Source organism: Raineya orbicola, from assembly GCF_002843425.1.
In the GTDB taxonomy this organism is placed as follows: Bacteria; Bacteroidota; Bacteroidia; order Cytophagales; family Thermonemataceae; genus Raineya; species Raineya orbicola.
The window spans coordinates 1-17597 of record NZ_NKXO01000049.1; the positions used below are offsets into that span (position 1 = coordinate 1).

Annotated in this window: 17 protein-coding genes; 11 read left to right on the top strand and 6 right to left on the bottom strand. The window is 35.3% G+C overall.

The window, feature by feature from the left end:
* Window positions 1-120: 120 nt before the first annotated feature.
* Window positions 121-1011 (bottom strand): phosphate/phosphite/phosphonate ABC transporter substrate-binding protein, encoded by an 891-nt coding sequence (locus Rain11_RS12240; protein WP_101359662.1) that lies wholly within the window; start codon window positions 1009-1011, stop codon window positions 121-123.
* A 277-nt stretch (window positions 1012-1288) separates the two neighbouring features.
* Here Rain11_RS12240 and Rain11_RS12245 point away from each other — a divergent pair, with 277 nt between their 5' ends.
* From Rain11_RS12245 to smpB, 6 genes are all read left to right on the top strand, one after another.
* Complete coding sequence (locus Rain11_RS12245; protein WP_101359663.1) at window positions 1289-1492, top strand: fructose-6-phosphate aldolase; 204 nt, start codon at window positions 1289-1291, stop codon at window positions 1490-1492.
* The gene (locus tag Rain11_RS12250; RefSeq protein WP_101359664.1) at window positions 1489-2205 is read left to right on the top strand and encodes a cell division ATP-binding protein FtsE; all 717 of its coding nucleotides are present in this window, start codon (window positions 1489-1491) and stop codon (window positions 2203-2205) included. The genes Rain11_RS12245 and Rain11_RS12250 overlap by 4 nt, the downstream gene beginning before the upstream one ends.
* Before the next feature lie 166 nt (window positions 2206-2371).
* Entirely contained in the window at window positions 2372-2803 is a 432-nt protein-coding gene (locus Rain11_RS12255) for an Hsp20/alpha crystallin family protein (RefSeq protein WP_101359677.1), read from the top strand.
* Between the two features lie 128 nt (window positions 2804-2931).
* Window positions 2932-4920, top strand: a complete 1989-nt coding sequence (gyrB, locus tag Rain11_RS12260) for a DNA topoisomerase (ATP-hydrolyzing) subunit B (protein ID WP_101359665.1) — start codon at window positions 2932-2934, stop codon at window positions 4918-4920.
* A gap of 94 nt (window positions 4921-5014) precedes the next feature.
* Window positions 5015-7003, top strand: coding sequence for an alpha-ketoacid dehydrogenase subunit alpha/beta (locus Rain11_RS12265; protein ID WP_243390592.1), 1989 nt, complete (start codon window positions 5015-5017; stop codon window positions 7001-7003).
* A 59-nt stretch (window positions 7004-7062) separates the two neighbouring features.
* Window positions 7063-7530: an SsrA-binding protein SmpB gene (smpB, locus tag Rain11_RS12270; protein WP_101359667.1), complete on the top strand. Its 468-nt coding sequence runs from the start codon at window positions 7063-7065 to the stop codon at window positions 7528-7530.
* Window positions 7531-7532: 2 nt separating this feature from the next.
* Here the strand turns inward: smpB and Rain11_RS12275 are convergent, their stop codons facing one another.
* Genes Rain11_RS12275 through Rain11_RS12285 form a run of 3 tightly spaced genes read right to left on the bottom strand, consistent with a single transcriptional unit; the run spans window position 7533 to window position 9639 of the window.
* Window positions 7533-8180 carry a class I SAM-dependent methyltransferase gene (locus Rain11_RS12275; RefSeq protein ID WP_101359668.1) on the bottom strand — a complete coding sequence of 216 codons (648 nt, stop codon included), beginning with the start codon at window positions 8178-8180 and terminating at the stop codon, window positions 7533-7535.
* Complete coding sequence (locus Rain11_RS12280) at window positions 8173-9036, bottom strand: UbiA prenyltransferase family protein (RefSeq protein ID WP_101359669.1); 864 nt, start codon at window positions 9034-9036, stop codon at window positions 8173-8175. Before Rain11_RS12280 ends, Rain11_RS12275 begins: the two co-directional genes overlap by 8 nt.
* Before the next feature lie 15 nt (window positions 9037-9051).
* A complete protein-coding gene (locus Rain11_RS12285; RefSeq protein ID WP_101359670.1) occupies window positions 9052-9639 on the bottom strand; it encodes an HAD-IB family hydrolase in 588 nt (195 codons plus the stop codon).
* 156 nt (window positions 9640-9795) lie between these two features.
* Between Rain11_RS12285 and Rain11_RS12290 the strand changes: the two genes are divergently transcribed.
* A complete protein-coding gene (locus tag Rain11_RS12290) occupies window positions 9796-11655 on the top strand; it encodes a glycosyltransferase family 39 protein (RefSeq protein ID WP_165778137.1) in 1860 nt (619 codons plus the stop codon).
* Between the two features lie 212 nt (window positions 11656-11867).
* Here the strand turns inward: Rain11_RS12290 and Rain11_RS14170 are convergent, their stop codons facing one another.
* Window positions 11868-12002, bottom strand: a complete 135-nt coding sequence (locus Rain11_RS14170; protein ID WP_262502184.1) for a hypothetical protein — start codon at window positions 12000-12002, stop codon at window positions 11868-11870.
* A gap of 189 nt (window positions 12003-12191) precedes the next feature.
* Between Rain11_RS14170 and Rain11_RS12295 the strand changes: the two genes are divergently transcribed.
* The 3 genes from Rain11_RS12295 to Rain11_RS12305 all read left to right on the top strand — a co-directional run bounded on the left by Rain11_RS12295 (window position 12192) and on the right by Rain11_RS12305 (window position 15129).
* A complete protein-coding gene (locus Rain11_RS12295; protein WP_101359672.1) occupies window positions 12192-13172 on the top strand; it encodes a glycosyltransferase family 2 protein in 981 nt (326 codons plus the stop codon).
* A 113-nt stretch (window positions 13173-13285) separates the two neighbouring features.
* Window positions 13286-13699: a 30S ribosome-binding factor RbfA gene (gene rbfA, locus Rain11_RS12300; protein WP_101359673.1), complete on the top strand. Its 414-nt coding sequence runs from the start codon at window positions 13286-13288 to the stop codon at window positions 13697-13699.
* An 86-nt stretch (window positions 13700-13785) separates the two neighbouring features.
* Complete coding sequence (locus tag Rain11_RS12305; protein WP_101359674.1) at window positions 13786-15129, top strand: OmpA family protein; 1344 nt, start codon at window positions 13786-13788, stop codon at window positions 15127-15129.
* Between the two features lie 250 nt (window positions 15130-15379).
* On the opposite strand, the gene ggt is transcribed toward Rain11_RS12305, so the two are convergent.
* Window positions 15380-17074 (bottom strand): gamma-glutamyltransferase, encoded by a 1695-nt coding sequence (ggt, locus tag Rain11_RS12310; protein ID WP_101359675.1) that lies wholly within the window; start codon window positions 17072-17074, stop codon window positions 15380-15382.
* 148 nt (window positions 17075-17222) lie between these two features.
* On the opposite strand from ggt, the gene Rain11_RS12315 reads away from it, so the two are divergent.
* Entirely contained in the window at window positions 17223-17474 is a 252-nt protein-coding gene (locus Rain11_RS12315) for a hypothetical protein (protein WP_101359676.1), read from the top strand.
* Window positions 17475-17597 lie beyond the last annotated feature (123 nt).

Here is a 17597-nt window from a genome sequence, read left to right on the forward strand (position 1 = left end):
AGAGGTAATTGACTCATATGATTAAATATTTAAAAAGTACAACTCAAAGTTAATCATTTTTTCAATTACCCTAAGTTTTTTTATTTAAATCCCTTGAAAACAATAAGTTAGACTTATAATTCACGTTAAAACACTAATTTCCTCCATTGAATTTGCCATATTGCGAATACTATCGTAGAATTTGTCTTGGGCGGGAATATAAAGAGAATTTGCTGACGTATTATGCCAAAACTTTACTACTTTGGCGTTTAGTGTAGGATTATCCGTAGGCAAATTGAGCCAAATTTCTTGCAATTTCTTTTTGAGCATTGGGTTTAAATCTTTTCTTACGCTCACAGGTCCGTTGGTGATAGGTTCAGAAATCCAAACAATATTAAACATTGACATCTGATATTTCCCTACTTTTACAAGTTCCTCTAAATCAGTGTAAGAAGTAGCTCCTACTTTTATTTCATTTTGACTTACTTTTTCAATCAAGTCTTTGTGCGAGCCTGCAAAAGTAACATCACGGAAAGAAATTTCAGGCTGTAAGTCTTGCTTATTCAAATACAAACGAGGTACTAAATGCCCCGAAGTAGAAGAAGCAGTTACAAATCCGAATATGTATTTTGTTGCTTCATTTTTCAAATCCGTAAAGGTTTTGATTTGAGTAGAAGGGTGAGCCAAAATACAACTCTGATAGCTGATAGGCTCTTTTTTCTCATTTGCCACAACCACCAAAGCCTCCATATTCGCTTCTGATGAAGCAATCACATAGCCAAACGTATTCATCAAAGCAATATCAAGTTTGCCCTCTTGAATTTGCTCAATAGTTTTACCCGGCTTGAGCGAGTTGAGTTTCACTTGCACGCCCAACTTTTCCGAAAGATATTGAGCCAGTTCTTCGGCAGTTTTTTGCATTTCAGCAGATTTGCTAATATTTGAACCCACACCCAAATAAATTACATTTTGGGCAAAGACATTCAAAACCAAGCTACAAAATAGTACAATAGTGGCAATACATCTGTTCATAAAAATATGAGTTTGGTTCCTTGGCAAATTTAGATGCTTGCCTTTATTTCAATTTGAAACCTTTTTTACAAAATCATCATTTTATTGTAAAAAAAGGCTGTTTTTAGTTACACAAAATTAAATTTGGTAACAAACTTTTTACAAAATCATAAAGACATTTTGAAAACCTTTTCAAACCTTTTCTATGCTTTTTCGTTAGATATTTGAAATATTTTTTGCTAAATTTGTTTCCTGAAAACCTCTCTTACCTTGCTTCTTGCACCTAAATTTCAAAAAAATGTATATCATCAAAGTAAAAGGAAAGGCAAAAATCCCTGATTATATTCAGCTAAGAGATGAAAATTTCGTACTCATTGCATATTTTCGTGCCGATAGACCACTAAAAAATTTAGAAAAGTTTAACTTGCAAGGCAAAGAAGCAGAATTACAGAAAATCATTGAAAATCTGCCTTTTGGTAAGTTACAAAAATTGGAATTATGAGTTTCAGTAATATGCCTGTGGTTTCAGTAAAAGATACCACTATTTTTCAGAAACAACACGTGGTTTTGAGTGATGTTTTCTTTGAAATCGCCAAAGGTGAATTTGTGTATCTGATAGGCAGAACAGGAAGCGGTAAAAGTTCTTTACTCAAAACTCTTTATGCCGATTTGCCCTTGTATAGTGGAGATATTACCGTGGCGGGGTTTCAATTGTACCAAATTCCTCGCAAAACTATCCCCTTTCTCCGCCGAAAAATTGGAATAGTTTTTCAAGATTTTCAGCTACTTATGGATAGAACCGTAACAGAAAACCTACTTTTCGCAATGCGTGCCACAGGTTGGAAAGATAGCTCTAAAATCAAACAAAGACTCTCGGAAGTACTTTTGAAAGTAGGTTTGGGAGCGGCAGGCAATAAAATGCCTCATCAGCTTTCGGGGGGCGAACAGCAACGGGTCGTGATTGCCCGAGCCTTAATCAACGAACCTCATATTCTTTTCGCTGACGAACCCACAGGAAACTTAGACCCACAAGTAGCCGATGAAATTATGGAAATCTTTGTGCAAATCAACCGAAGCGGCACAGCAATCCTAATGGCTACACACAATTACCAATTCCTTGAAAAATACCCTGCTCGCGTGCTTAAATGCGAAAATGGTAAAGTGCTGGACTCCAATATTCACGAGTTTGACTATCGGACTACTTGGTTTTACTGACTTTTTGTCTTTAAAATTTTATTTCAACTCAAAGTATAAGACAATTTGTCTGATTTTTTTTATAAAAACCTGCCGAAATGCAAGTAAAAAAGGTTTGGCAAACATTTCGCTATAAAGGTAAATGAAAAACCTAAAAAAGAATGTTCAACCTAAACCTTTTACAACTATGACACTCGTAAAAAGAAACAGCTCGCTATTCCCCACTTTCTCATCAATTTTTGATGATTTCTTTACCAACGACTGGGGACTAAAAAATTCACCTTTGGCAACTGTGCCTGCGGTAAATATTCGCGAAGATGAAAACGCTTTCGCCGTAGAACTCGCCGCTCCCGGTAAAAACAAAGAAGACTTCAACATCAACCTTGACCACAACGTACTAACAATTTCCTCCGAAAGTAAAAATGAAAAAGAGGAAAAAGAAGCTAACTACACTCGCAGAGAGTTTAGTTATAGCAGTTTCCAAAGAAGTTTTGTTTTGCCTAATAGCGTAGATAGCGACAAAATTTCAGCCAGCTACGAAAACGGAGTATTACACATCACTATCCCCAAAAAAGAAGAAGCCAAGAAAAAACCTGTAAGAACTATTGAAATCGCTTAAAAAAGGCTTCAGATTTACCCAATTCAAACCTTATGGTTTTTGCAAGCCATAAGGTTTTTTGTTTTTTTCTTTCCTAAAATTTTCCTACCTTTGTATGTTTGAAAATTCCGAAATCTTAATCAAAACCTATGAGTAATTTGATAGAAAATCCTGCACAAGCCGAGCAAGTGCAAAACTCTTATACCGCCGAAAATATCCAAGTGTTGGAAGGTCTGGAGGCTGTTCGCAAACGTCCGGGTATGTACATTGGTGATGTAGGCATACGTGGTTTGCATCATTTGGTTTGGGAAGTAGTTGATAACTCCATAGACGAGGCTCTGGCAGGTTATTGCAATAAAATTGATGTAGTTATTCACGAAGATAACTCTGTTTCGGTGCAAGATAATGGCAGAGGTATTCCTACGGATTTACACCCCAAAGAACAGCGTTCCGCCTTGGAAGTTGTGATGACCGTGCTTCACGCAGGCGGAAAGTTTGATAAAGGAAGCTATAAAGTTTCAGGTGGTTTGCACGGGGTTGGGGTTTCTTGCGTAAATGCCCTTTCTACACACTTACACGTAACCGTACACAGGCAAGGTAAAATTTTTGAGCAAGAATATAGCAAAGGCGTTCCCTTGTATGCGGTGCGTGAAATCGGCGTAACGGATAAAACAGGTACCAAAGTTCATTTTAAGCCCGATGTTTCTATTTTTCAAACTACCGAATACAAGTATGAAACCATTGCTACACGTTTGCGAGAGCTTGCTTTCTTAAACAAAGGTATTCGCATTACACTCACCGATTTGCGTGAAAAAGATGAAAAAGGCAATCCCCTTTTTGAGGAGTTTTATTCCGAAGGCGGTCTGAAAGAATTTGTAGCGTATCTAGACGATACCCGCGAAAAGCTCATTCCTGAACCTATTTATTTTGAAGATGACAAAGGCGAAGTTCCTGTACAGGTGGCTTTGCAGTACAATACCTCTTTCAACGAAAATGTTTGCTCGTATGTCAATAATATCAATACATTAGAAGGAGGAACGCATATTGTTGGTTTTCGTGCCGCTCTTACACGAACCTTAAAGAATTATGCTGAAAAAAATGGAATGTTGGAAAAATTGAAAATTGATATTACAGGCGACGATTTTCGTGAAGGACTTACCGCAGTAGTTTCTGTAAAAGTGGCTGAACCACTTTTTGAAGGTCAGACCAAAACTAAACTTGGTAATTCAGAAGTAAGAGGGGCAGTTGAAAGTGTTGTAGGCAAAAATTTAGAGTCGTATCTGGAGGAAAACCCCAAAGTTGCTAAACTTATCATTGAAAAGGTAATTCTTGCCGCCCAAGCCCGCCACGCCGCCCGTAAAGCTCGTGAAATGGTACAACGTAAAAATGTACTTTCGGGTACAGGTTTGCCCGGTAAGCTCGCCGATTGCTCTGAATCTGACCCAACGCTTTGCGAAATTTTCCTCGTAGAGGGCGATAGTGCAGGCGGTAGTGCTAAACAAGGCAGAAATCGTAATTTTCAGGCTATTCTGCCCCTGAAAGGTAAGATTCTGAACGTAGAAAAAGCCCAAGAATACAAAATTTATGATAGCGAAGAAATTAAAAACATTATTACAGCCTTGGGAATTACTTTTGGCAAAAAAGATGAATCAGGTGAATTTGACGAAAAAGCCTTGAATTTAGATAAATTACGCTATCATAAGATTATCATAATGACCGACGCCGATGTAGATGGTAGCCATATTCGTACCCTTATCCTTACGCTATTTTTCCGTTATATGCGTGAAATCATTGAACAAGGCTACTTGTACATTGCTCAACCCCCTTTATATTTGGTAAAAAAAGGCAAAAAACAAATTTACTGCTGGACAGAGGAGCAACGCCGCAAAGCCATTGCCGAACTTGCCGAAGGCAGAGAGGAAAGTGTCAATGTTCAACGCTACAAAGGTTTAGGCGAAATGAATCCCGAACAACTTTGGGAAACCACTATGAACCCCGAAAATCGTTTGCTCAAACAGGTTACCATTGAATCTGCCGCCGAAGCCGACCACCTATTTTCTATGCTAATGGGTGATGAAGTCGCCCCTCGTCGCGAATTTATTGAAAAAAATGCCAAATACGCCAATATTGATGTGTAAAACTATCCTGAAAGTATTTTCGGGATAGTTTCCCCTTTTCTTTTGTGATTTTCTTAAAAACTTGCTTTCTTGCAAAAAATTGAGCTCAATTCGTATGACAAATCTAATGAATTACCATAAATATTCCTTTGATAACGATACGCTTATCAACCTATACAAGGCTCTTGTAAAGCCTCGTATGATAGAAGAAAAAATGCTGATTTTGTTGCGTCAGGGCAGAATTAGCAAGTGGTTTTCGGGAATAGGACAAGAGGCTATTGCCGTAGGCTCTACAATGGCATTAGAAAACGACGAATTTATATTCCCACTGCACAGAAATTTAGGCGTTTTTACTACTCGCAATTTGCCTTTGCATAGGCTTTTTGCCCAATGGCAAGGTAAGGAAAATGGCTACACCAAAGGCAGAGACCGCTCCTTTCATTTTGGAACTTTGGAGCATCATATTGTAGGTATGATTTCGCATTTAGGTCCGCAGATGTCGGTAGCTGATGGAGTAGCTTTGGCTCATAAACTTTCCAAAGAAAAAAAGGTTGCTCTTGCCTATACAGGCGATGGAGCAAGTAGTGAAGGCGAATTTCACGAAGCTATCAATGTTGCCGCCGTATGGGATTTACCTGTAATTTTCTTGATTGAAAACAATGGCTACGGACTTTCTACCCCTAACAACGAACAATATCGTTGCGATTATTTGGTAGATAAAGCTGTTGGCTATGGTATTGAAGGGCACCAAGTGGATGGTAACAATATTTTGGCTGTTTATGACCTTATTAGCAAATTAGCCAAAGATATTCGTAAAAATCCGCGTCCTGTACTTGTAGAAGCCATTACTTTCCGTATGCGAGGGCACGAAGAAGCCTCTGGCACCAAGTATGTCCCCCAAGAACTTTTAGACGCTTGGGCTACCAAAGACCCCGTCAGCAATTATGAAAATTACCTTTTGGAGCAGGGTATTTTGAGCGAAACAATGATACACGAAATCAAGAGGCATTTTAAGCAAGAAATTGAAGAGAACTTGGAAATTGCTTTTGCAGAACCCTACCCCACTGCCTCCGAAGAAAAAGAGTTAGCAGATGTTTATTTTCCATATCAACAAGAAATCATTCCCCCGCAAGCACCGAGCATTTCACAGAAACGTTTTGTAGATGCTATCAGTGATGCTTTGCGTCAATCTATGCAAAAATATCCCAATTTGGTGCTAATGGGACAAGATATTGCTGAATATGGAGGAGTTTTTAAGATTACAGAAGGCTTTGTACAAGAATTTGGCAAAGAAAGAGTAAGAAACACGCCTCTCTGCGAATCGGCGATTGTAGGAGCGGCAATGGGGCTTTCGCTCAAAGGTTACAAAGCAATGGTAGAAATGCAATTTGCTGATTTTGTAACTTGTGCTTTTAATCAAATTGTCAATTACTTAGCCAAGGTGCATTATCGTTGGGGGGCAAATGCTGATGTGGTTATCCGTATGCCTACGGGGGCGAATACTACGGCAGGTCCTTTTCATTCGCAATCTAATGAGGCTTGGTTTTTTCATACGCCAGGGCTCAAAATTGTGTATCCTTCTAATCCTTATGATGCCAAAGGCTTGCTCAATGCCGCTATTGAAGACCCCAACCCTGTGATGTATTTTGAACACAAATATTTGTATCGTTCTATTTCTGATGAAATTCCTGACGATTATTATACTTGTCCTATTGGGAAGGCAAAATTAATAAGTGAAGGCAACGAAATGACTATCATCACGTATGGTTTATGCGTGCATTGGGCAAAACAATTACTTGAAGAACTCAATATCTCCGCCGATTTGATAGATTTGCGAACTTTACTGCCTTGGGATAAAGATACCGTTTCTGAATCGGTGAAAAAGACAGGCAAAGTTTTGATAGTTCACGAAGATACCCTCACAGGAGGCATAGGGGCGGAAATTTCTGCTTGGATAAGCGAACATTTGTTCAAATATCTTGATGCTCCTATTATGCGGGAAGGTAGTTTAGATACGCCCGTACCCTTCACCCGAACTCTTGAAGAGCAATTTTTACCTTTTAAACGTATGCGAACGAAAATGATTGAATTACGGAATTTTTAGCTTTTCTCTTACAGCAACCCCAAAAATTGCTAAATTGCGGGTCAATTTTTGCATTTTTTATGAGTAAAGAAAAAGAGAAAATTCATAAAACGGTTAATATCTTAAACCGACAGGCTTCATTCAATTATCATTTTTTAGAAACTTTCGTAGCAGGGATTGTCCTAACAGGAACAGAGATTAAGTCTGTACGACAAGGCAAAGTACAATTGCAAAATGCTTATTGCTATGTAGAAGATGGAGAGATCTGGGTGATACAAATGCACATTTCTCCTTATAGCGAAGGCACTCACTACAATCACGAACCTTTGCGAAAGCGAAAATTACTGCTAAAAAAGAAGGAAATTCGTAAATTAGAAAAAGGCTTGGAAGAGAAAGGTTTGACCATTGTTCCTATACGTTTATTTATCAATGAGAGAGGCTGGGCTAAAATGGAAATTGCCCTTGCCAAAGGTAAAAAACTTTACGACAAACGCGAAACCATCAAAGAACGCGATATCAAACGTGAAATGGCAAGAGAAGAAAAGTAAAATTATTTTTCAAGCCATAGTAGAAAATGAGGATATACAAATGTTCTCATTCGTGTTGTTTTTTTTAATTTGAATCCTATTTTTTGAAAGAAATCAATAGTTTTCTGAAAAGTCCATTCTTTACCTATTTCTCCTGCAAAAATAAAATCATGTATCTTATTAAAGTATATCCAAGGAAAAGCCGAAGCATCTATATCTTTAAATAATAATTGGCTACCTTTGGACATTTTACTAAAAAGCTGTTCTATGAATGTTTCTTGCTGAAAAGTAGGAATGTGATGGAAAACATCTATCATTGTAATCATATTGTATTCTGCAATAAAATCAGGAATGGAACTACCATCATACTTTTCTATTTGACTCTGAATAGGGTAGCAGCTAATAAGATAACGGGCATTTTTAACGAGTTCTTCACTAATTTCAATTCCCGCTATTTTTTTAGGCTGGCAAAGCTCAGCAACTAGCATTAAAAACATTCCTGACCCACAACCTATATCCATCAAACAGCTTTCCGGAGGAATAAGTTGTAGAATTTCCTTGAAGGGACAAACGTATGGTCTGTATAAAATTTTTAACTTATTGATAAAGTTAGTATCTGGCAATTGCTTTCGCAAAAGACTGACTAAATATCTGTTGCTTAATTTATCCATAAATTAAAATGAAGTTTGTAATAAGCCAAGCTACAACTACGAATAAGATAAATTTATCCTTAAATAAAATTTTAGAAGGTTCACTGCTTTTCTCTTCTACAAAAGATATTTGAAAATATCGTAAAATACCAAGCACTACCCAAAAAGTTGAAAAATAATAATTATTACTTGTTCTATCTACTAATTCATTTGAAAGTGAGTACATTAAGTAAGCTACCAAAATAACTGATGCTGTTACTACCATCCCGGCGTTAATAAATTCTAAATTATAACCTTTAATAGCGGCTCTTACATTTAAGTTTTCTCTGGTCATTAATAATACATCTTCTCTACGTTTAGCGAAAGCAAGAAAAAGAGCAAGTAAAAAAGTCATAACGATTATCCATTTAGAAAGCTCTACTCCTGCCACAACACCTCCTGCTTTAATTCGCAAGAAAAAACCTAATGCTATAATAACAATATCAATCAAAGCAATTTTTTTCAGAAATTTTGAATAGGCTATGTTCATAAAAAAATATAATAAAAGTATGAGCAGTAATTGTGAGTCTATGAAATAGGAAATAAGCATTCCAGAAGAAATTAGAAAAAAAGCTATAATAAAAGCAGATGATAATTTAACTTTGCCTGAAGCTAATGGTCTTAACCTTTTAACAGGATGTTTTTTATCGGCTTCAATATCAAAGTAATCATTGATAATATAGATGCAACTCGCTGTAAAGCAGAAAGATAAGAATGTAGGAAGTAATTTTGCCCAAACATCAATTTCTATTAGTTTGAAGCCAAAAAAAGCAGGTAAAAATATAAAGGTATTTTTTACCCATTGATGTACTCTTAGTAGCTTGAAATATGTTTTCATAATCTCGGTCAAATATCAAAAAGGCTTGTAATAGGCATAATGAGCGAGTGATAACATAGGTTTATCTCCTTTGGTATCGCCGTATGCATAAATCAAAGAAAAACTACTTAAATCAAATATTTCTTTTATTCTTCTTACTTTTTCAATTCCATAACAATTAGCGGAGGCGAAGTTCCCTGTTAAGGTTTCATTTTGCACCTCAATTTTTGTAGCAATCAGCGAAAATCCCTCCTTTTTACACCATTTTTGCAAATAGTTTTCAAAAGATGCCGTAACTACTACTACTTCTCGTCCTAAACGAATATGCTCTCGCATTACTTGTATGGCAGCAGGTTTGAGAATTGTGGGTAAAAGAAACTCGGCAAAATAATCTGCTTTTTGTGTGAAAATCTCAAATTTTTCACCTTGAAAAAAATATTTGAATATTTTTTGTTTAGCTTTTTCATTTGAAAGTAGTTTTATTTTATAGAGAATAATAACACTAATATTGCTTAGTATTCCTATAAAAAGCTTTCTCTTCCCAAAATAGTATTTCAGAAATAAAAAAAAGCTATCTTTGTGCGAAAGAGTACCATCAAAATCTGTAAAAACAATAGCTTTCATTTAGGGCTTTATTTACATATGAGCACAAAGCTAAGCAAATTTTTAGTTTTTGTTTTAATAATCTGTTATGCTTTTATTCTTGGAACAAGAATTAACACGGGCCTTCCTTACTTATATCACTGGGACGAACCATTATTAAGTGTATCTGCTCTCAATATGCTCAAAAGAGGAGACCTAAAACCAAAATACGTTGAAATATGCTACGGAGGGGTTATGAGAAATACAATTTATGCTTTAGATGCTATTTACTTGTGGTACTTGCAAATAACAGATAAAATAAAAAATAAAAACGAAATAAAAACTAATATTGAGGAGGAGTTTAGAACAATTTCTCATCCTGAATTTATACTAATTGGCAGAATAGTAGTAGTTTTATATGCCTTATTGAGTTTAATACTAATTTATCTCATCAGTAAAACTTATACTTCCAATAATATAATTTCTTTCATTGCTCCTTTGGCTCTTTCTTTCACCTCCTATCAATATCTTGAACATTCTACTTTCGCTAATGTTGATATTCCGATGGTTACTTGGTTTTTAGCAAGTTGTTACTTTTCTCTCAAATATCACTGTAACAAAAAAATTATATATATATACGTTTCAGTTTGGGCTTCCTCTATGGCTATGGCTACTAAATTAAGTGGCATATTAGCTTTTGTAAATCCTTTTTTGGCTTTTCTACTCAACCATAAGTATCTTTTAGACTTAAAGCGAATAAAAACCTATTCAATTCTTTTGAAGCTATTTTTGGTTGCTGTTATGAATTTTTTATTATGGAACCCTAATATAATCACTGATACAGAAAACTATGTTAATTGGAACAAATGGATAATAGAAATATACAAGACAGGCGGAGGACATTTCTCCAAAGAACCTGGTTGGGAACATTTTTCTTTTCAATTAAATGTAGCAAAAGAAGACTTAGGAATTATAATTTTCTATGGTTTTTGGATTTCTATTTTATTTTCATTTGTAAAAATACAAGGGGGAACTATCAGATTTAATATTTCTGAAAAATACTGGATTATATTTATTCCTTTTTTTACATATCTAATCTATATGAGCTATCAAAAAGTTGCTTATCATAGAAATTTTATGATGCTATATCCGTATCTTTCTATTGGTTTTGCTCTTACAATCAATGAGTTAGTTCAAGTAATATCCCATAAATTTTTAAAACTTATACCTTTAATAATAATTTTTATAGGAATATATTTTTTATTTCTGCCCGAATTTTTGCATTTTTATCAAGACTCCATAGAAAGATATCAAAATAAAGATACAAGAACACAATCAATACAACGCTTAGAGGAGATAATAAAAAATAAGTTTCAAGGCAATGCTATTGTTGGAATAGCAAAAGACCTACAAATATCTGAATATGACTTAAAAAAAATCACTTATCCTGTTATTTTTTTCAATCAAAAAGATATTGATAGTGCATCTAAACAATGTAACATTCTAGTAACAACTAAATATTTTAACATAAGTAAAAACTCATTAGTTAAAGCAGACACTTTGAATTTTCTTAGTCAAAAGTACGAAACTATTGATAGTATTGCAGGTAATCCGATGTTTTGCGACGAAGATGTTGTTTTAAGACAAACTCCTCATATCAATCCTACAATTTTATTTTTGAAAGGCACTTCATATGATAAAATTGAATACCTTCAAGTTTATACTTCTAAACGCATAGAATTTATAACTAATCAAATAATTACAGTTTTTGAGAATTTTTTACCAAAAGGTAAATATTTAATAAAAATTTTTAGTGAAGGTTCTCTTATTAATAATGAAGGGGTGCATTTTAAAGTATTGATAAATGGGGATGTAATTAAAGATTTTTATAGTACTAAACCTGATGACGTGTTCCTTATTGAATTTGCATTACCTACAACTAAAAAAATAAAATTAGAAATTGAAATGGATAATGATTTGTATTTACCTGAAAAAGGAATAGATAGAAATGGTTTTATCAGAAAAGTTACTTTATTAAAAAAATTACACGATCGTTGAAAAAGGATTGCTATCCGGTATACTTGAAAAAATTTTATGAATAAAAAATTGTAGTCAACGTGAGTTATACTGCAAATTCTTTGTAAAGTACAACTTTGTCATAATCATTGTAGCATTCGTTAATAGTAGGTCTTTGGTCTAAAAAAATATATGCAACCATACCTACCCACAAGTGCATCAGAAATTTTTAGGACTTTTATGCCTTGAATGCTCTATTTTGCAACAATTTTCGTCCATTTTTTTCTGACAAGGTGTGCTTGCAGTATAAGGTTAAATTCTTTCAGAAAATCGTCTACAGATACACAAATTTCTACTAATTTTGTAGGGTTTAGAGCAAGTTGTTTCATAGGACTATTAGTTTAGTTATTAGAAAAGTACAAATACAAATATAACTCTTTTAACAATTGCTCTAAACTTTTTTTGCAAACATCTTAAATTCAATTAGTTAAGCTCATAACTCAGTTTTACAAGAAAACAACAACTGAACTTAACTCAATACTCGAAAAATTTATCTCTATCAAAAAGAACTCTTTGCTATGCAAAAAAGTATATCGGTTGTTATACCGAATTACAACGGGAAAAACTTACTTGCACAAAACTTGCCTTTTCTGTATAAAGCTCTTGAAAGTTCCTCTATACAAGATTTTGAAATAATTGTAGCTGACGATGCTTCGGCTGATGACTCTGTCGTTTTTTTAGAAGAAAATTTTCCCGAAGTTATCATTATAAAAAATAAAGAAAATAAAGGTTTTGCTTCAAATACAAATTCTGGAATTTACAAAGCTCAAAAAGAGCTTGTTTTTATTATGAATACCGATATAAAGTTAGAGCAAGCCTATTTTCAACATCTACTTCAATATTTTGAAGCGAAAGATACTTTTGCAGTAATGGGTAAAATTTTAGCTTGGGAAGATGATACCATACAAGACACCGCTAAATATCCTGATGTATCATTTTGGAGCATAAACGGGACACGAAATTACCTCATAGAGACTGATAACTCGCAAAAAGAAGCAACTTGGCAATATTCTTTTTTTTCATCAGGGGCTAATATGCTTGCTAATCGCAATAAACTCGTAGAGTTAGGAGGATTTAATCATTTATTCAGTCCTTACTATGGAGAAGACCTTGACTTAGGCATTACCGCTTGGCGTGCAGGGTATAAAATTTACTATGAGCCCAAGGCTACTTGTAGGCATTTAGGCTCTTTTACTATAAAAAAAGAACCCTCCCGAAAAGTTAGAATCATTGCTAAACGTAATAAGTTTATTTTACATTACTTGCATTTTGAAGGAATAGATTTGTTGATTTATTGCATAAAACTAAGCTTTTACTTCTGTTTGAAATGTTTGATTTTAGATAAGTATTTCATTCGTGCTTTTTTTCTTTTTATTCGCAACTTCCAAAGAGTTCATCAAGTAAAAAAGTCATTGAAACCTTTCAGAAAAAAAAGTTTGAAAGAGATTATTCGTTACTTAAAAAATGACCTAAAAGGAAAGAAGGTGAGAATATTTTGAAAAATCTTATCAACTACTATCCCTAATCATAAATAAACCGCATAAACTCTCAATAAAAATCTAAAAAATTCAAGCCAAATTCTTTAACTTTGTTTTTGTAAAATTAAGCCTTTATGGAAAGCAAACGCCAACAAAAAGTAGCTCGGCTTATTCAGAGAGAGCTGGCTGAAATCTTTCAAGCAGATACCAAAGGAATGTTTGAAGGTAAATTTATCACGGTTACTTTGGTACGAATAAGCCCCGATTTATCAGTTGCTAAAATCTATGTAAGTTTTCTAAACGAAAAAGATAAAAAATCTGCTCTTGCCGATTTAGAAGAGAAACACAAATACATCAAAAGCGAACTGGTGAGGCGAATTGGCAAACAAATTCGTATTATGCCCGAATTGCATTTTTTCTTGGACGATACTGCTGAATATGCCTCTCAAATTGAAAATCTTTTTCAAAAAATAGAAATCCCTCCTGCCGATAAAGACTACAAAATAGAAGGCTACGAAGTAGAAAAAGATGATTTGGAAAATTTGTAAGTCAAAAAAAGTTTTTTTCAAAAAAATTGCCTAAATTTGAAACATATTCCTTGCAAATTACGTAATCAAAATAAAATGGCAATTTTATGAAAAAAATATCTTTTTTACTTTCATTCGTGTATCTATGTTTAGCTCTGACAAGCAATGGGCAAATCATAGACCCTAAGCGTACTGCCAAAAGAAAAGCAGAACAACGTACCAATACTCGTATTGACCAAGGCATAGATAGAGTATTTGACAAAGCCGAAGAGGGCGTAGGCAATATGTTCAAAAAGAAAAAGAAAAAAAGTGAGAATAATTCCGATAATTCACAAAACAACAATAACAATAACCAACAATCCAACAGCAACAGCGATAATAGCTCACAAAACGCAGGTAATTCATCAGATTTTCAAGTAAATACCAAATTTGATTTTGTTTCGGGCGAAAAAGTCATTGCAGTGGAGGATTTCACCCAAGATGCTATCGGAGATTTTCCTGCAAAATGGAACACCAACGGAACTGGAGCAGTTGTTACATTAGGCAATAGCTCTACACGCTGGCTCAAAATAGGTGCAGAAACCGTACTTTATCCCGAATTTATCAATAACTTGCCCGAAAACTTTACTTTTGAATTTGATTTAGCCTGTAACAATGGTTTTAGTTTTTACTCTACTTGGTTTCTTGCTAATTTTGCCGCTACCAATGTTAAAGATAAAACCTTTATGAATGAATGGCGTTATTATGGTAGCAAGCAAAACGGCGTTAGAGTAGGTTTGCACCCACAATCAGCAGGCGGACAGCAAGGTAGAAAAGGCATCTGGGTGTATCAAGGCGGACAAGAAACCGTAAAAAATGAGGCTGATTTTCAAAGTTTCCATCACCAAAGAGCTACCCAAGTACACGTGGCAGTTTGGCGACAAAAAACCCGCCTGCGTGTATATGTAAATCAAGAAAAGATTTTAGACATACCCAAAGCCTTTGAGGAAAACATAAAATATAATCGTATTCTTTTCACAACAGGAGGGTACCAAGGAAACGATAGCTATTTTGTTGCTAATTTACGCTTGGCTGTGGGGGCTCCTGATACGCGTAATAAACTCATCACCGAAGGTAAATTCACTACCACAGGAATTACTTTTGATGTTGGAAGCGATAAAATCAAACCTGATTCTTATGGTGTGCTTCGTGAAATAGGACTTGTTTTGCAAGAAAATCCTAATGTACGTGTAAAGATCATCGGACATACCGATAGCGACGGGAACGCTCAAAATAATTTAGAACTCTCCAAAAAACGTGCTTTGGCAGTAAAAAATGCCTTAACTAAACAATTTGGCATTGAGGCTTCTCGTATGGAAACAGACGGCAAAGGTGCTTCTGAACCTGTGGATAGCAACAACACTCCGCAAGGCAAAGCCAATAATCGCCGAGTAGAATTTGTGAAATTATAAAACTTTTGCAAAGGCTTCATTTAAGAAGCCTTTGCTATTTTTACCTATGACTAAAAAAAACGAATTATACATATTGGATTACCCCCCTCCTCATTGAGGAGGGGAATTTTATGTCCTAAAAATCAAAATTTTAGGAATATCTAATCTCCTCTCCTTTCCAAATAGAGGATTAAGGTGTGGTTTATCAAGCACAATTCAAAAGTATTTTGGAAATCTTTTTTTAATCCTAAACAACTTCTATCTAAAAACATCAGTAACCAGCCGCTTGCCCATCTTTTCGGCTTTCAGAAGCTCCATAATAAACTTTTTTTTCGCTATCGTACCAAATAGCCTGATAGCCTCCATAATTACCTAATGCAAATCCTACTTTATGCCCCATTTGCATAAGTTTTCGGATTTCTTCGTACCCAAAACCACTTTCTAATGTTATTGTACCTCCCCTTGTATCTCTTTTTTCTGCTCCTGTGGGGTCGGTAGAGCCGTAATGGTCAATACGAGGGGCATCACCCGCTTCTTGGATATTCATTTTGAAATCTACGATATTCATAATGATTTGCACGTGTCCTAATGGCTGAAAATCACCTCCCATTACGCCAAAAGCCATAAGAGGTTTGCCATTCTTGGTAACAAATGCAGGAATAATTGTGTGAAAAGGTCTTTTTTGCGGAGCATAGACGTTATTATGACCTTCTTGCAAAGAAAAAAGCTCGCCTCTATTCTGTAACATAAAGCCCAAGCCATCAGGAATAACCCCCGAACCCATACCCCGATAGTTGCTTTGTATCAAAGAAACCATATTGCCGTCTTTATCAGCGGTGCAGAGATAAATGGTTTCTTGGGCAAAATTTTCACCTGCTATAAAATTGTAGTTAGCTCGGTTGGGGTGAATGAGTTCGCGGCGTTTTTGGGCATATTCTTTGGAAATCAGTTGTTTGATTGGAATTTTAGCAAATTCAGGGTCGGCATAGTATTTGGCTCTATCTTCAAATACTAACTTTTTGGCTTCTGTAAAAAGATGAATATGGCGAGTTGTGCCAAAATCTTCGGGCTTGAACTCAAATCCTTCTAAAATATTAAGCATTTGCAAAACCGTAGCACCTTGTCCGTTGGGCGGTAATTCCCACACATCGTAGCCTCTATAATTGGTAGAAAGCGGTTCTACCCACTCTGATTTATGATTTGCCAAATCTTCGTAACTTAAAAATCCGCCTTGTTTTTTTACACTCTCTGCAACAATTTTAGCAATTTCTCCTTTGTAGAATTCGTCTCTGCCTCCTTTAGCAATTTTTCGGTAAGTATTGGCAAGTGCAGGATTACGAAAAATATCACCTTTTTGTGGAGCTTTGCCAGCAATAGTGTAGGTTTCTTTGAAATTCGGGTTGTTTTGAAAGCGATTGAAAGATGCTTGCATATATTGTGCAATCAGTTCAGTAACAGGGAAACCCTTTTCGGCATACTCAATAGAAGGTTGTAAAATATCTTGCATTTTTAATTTACCAAACCTTTTGTGTAGTTCAAACCAACCATCTACCGCCCCAGGTACGCTGATAGGCAAAACACCAAAAGAAGGAATAGAGGTGTATCCTTTTTGTTTGAAATATTCCAAAGTAAGGCTTTTCGGCGACCTGCCCGAAGCATTTAACCCATAGAGTTTTTGTGTTTTGGCGTCCCATACAATAGCAAACAAATCGCCTCCGATACCACAGCCAGTTGGTTCCATAAGTCCGAGAGCGGCGTTGGCGGCAATGGCGGCATCAACGGCACTACCGCCTTTTTTAAGAATATCTAAACCTATTTGCGTAGCAAGTGGATGGCTGGTAGCAACCATTCCATTTTGCCCGATTACTTCTGAACGTGTAGCAAAGTTTCTGCCTGTAATGCGGTCTTGGGCAAAAATAACTTGCACACTTATTGCTAAAAGCACAAAAAGTATTGATTTTAACATATATTTACAGCGTTTATATTTTTCAAAACGCAAAAAGGGTAGATAAATTTTGTAAAAGGCAGAAATTAGCCCCAAAGGTTTCCTTAAAAGCCTGAAAAACGTTAATTTTGTTTCTTATGTCTTATATCTATCTATAACTCCGTATCAGATGATGCACCAAAATTATTACTTCTTACGTGCTTTTACGCAAGAAATTGAACCTATCTTGAAAGGAATGGAGCTGGCTACTTGTTTTTCGCAAAACAAGGACGAAATTATTTTTGGTTTTTGCAACCCTCAACAAGATTTGTACATTAGGGCTACTCTGCAAAGTGATTTTGCTTGCTTTCATACTTTGAACGAGTTTCATAGAGCAAAAAAAATTCAGTCCTCCGACAAAATTTTTAGTTTGAAAAAGTAAAAAAAGAGCCATATAATTGTTGAGAGAAAAAACAAAGTTTATATGGCTCACACACAAGGGAAAGCTTTACGCAAAGGTAATGAAATGTTAGCTGTTTTGCAAAAATATTTATCAGATTGGCAT

Bases quoted from the DNA above. Each gene is read 5' to 3' on its own strand.
- Rain11_RS12305 (WP_101359674.1), top strand. From the start codon at position 13,786: ATGAAAAAAATATCTTTTTTACTTTCATTCGTGTATCTATGTTTAGCT.
- Rain11_RS12240 (WP_101359662.1), bottom strand. From the start codon at position 1,011: ATGAACAGATGTATTGCCACTATTGTACTATTTTGTAGCTTGGTTTTG.
- Rain11_RS14170 (WP_262502184.1), bottom strand. From the start codon at position 12,002: ATGAAACAACTTGCTCTAAACCCTACAAAATTAGTAGAAATTTGTGTA.
- Rain11_RS12295 (WP_101359672.1), top strand. From the start codon at position 12,192: ATGCAAAAAAGTATATCGGTTGTTATACCGAATTACAACGGGAAAAAC.
- Rain11_RS12275 (WP_101359668.1), bottom strand. From the start codon at position 8,180: ATGGATAAATTAAGCAACAGATATTTAGTCAGTCTTTTGCGAAAGCAA.
- Rain11_RS12285 (WP_101359670.1), bottom strand. From the start codon at position 9,639: ATGAAAGCTATTGTTTTTACAGATTTTGATGGTACTCTTTCGCACAAA.
- Rain11_RS12250 (WP_101359664.1), top strand. From the start codon at position 1,489: ATGAGTTTCAGTAATATGCCTGTGGTTTCAGTAAAAGATACCACTATT.
- ggt (WP_101359675.1), bottom strand. From the start codon at position 17,074: ATGTTAAAATCAATACTTTTTGTGCTTTTAGCAATAAGTGTGCAAGTT.
- smpB (WP_101359667.1), top strand. From the start codon at position 7,063: ATGAGTAAAGAAAAAGAGAAAATTCATAAAACGGTTAATATCTTAAAC.
- Rain11_RS12245 (WP_101359663.1), top strand. From the start codon at position 1,289: ATGTATATCATCAAAGTAAAAGGAAAGGCAAAAATCCCTGATTATATT.
- gyrB (WP_101359665.1), top strand. From the start codon at position 2,932: ATGAGTAATTTGATAGAAAATCCTGCACAAGCCGAGCAAGTGCAAAAC.
- Rain11_RS12290 (WP_165778137.1), top strand. From the start codon at position 9,796: ATGCTCAAAAGAGGAGACCTAAAACCAAAATACGTTGAAATATGCTAC.
- Rain11_RS12265 (WP_243390592.1), top strand. From the start codon at position 5,015: ATGACAAATCTAATGAATTACCATAAATATTCCTTTGATAACGATACG.
- Rain11_RS12280 (WP_101359669.1), bottom strand. From the start codon at position 9,036: ATGAAAACATATTTCAAGCTACTAAGAGTACATCAATGGGTAAAAAAT.
- Rain11_RS12255 (WP_101359677.1), top strand. From the start codon at position 2,372: ATGACACTCGTAAAAAGAAACAGCTCGCTATTCCCCACTTTCTCATCA.
- Rain11_RS12315 (WP_101359676.1), top strand. From the start codon at position 17,223: ATGATGCACCAAAATTATTACTTCTTACGTGCTTTTACGCAAGAAATT.
- rbfA (WP_101359673.1), top strand. From the start codon at position 13,286: ATGGAAAGCAAACGCCAACAAAAAGTAGCTCGGCTTATTCAGAGAGAG.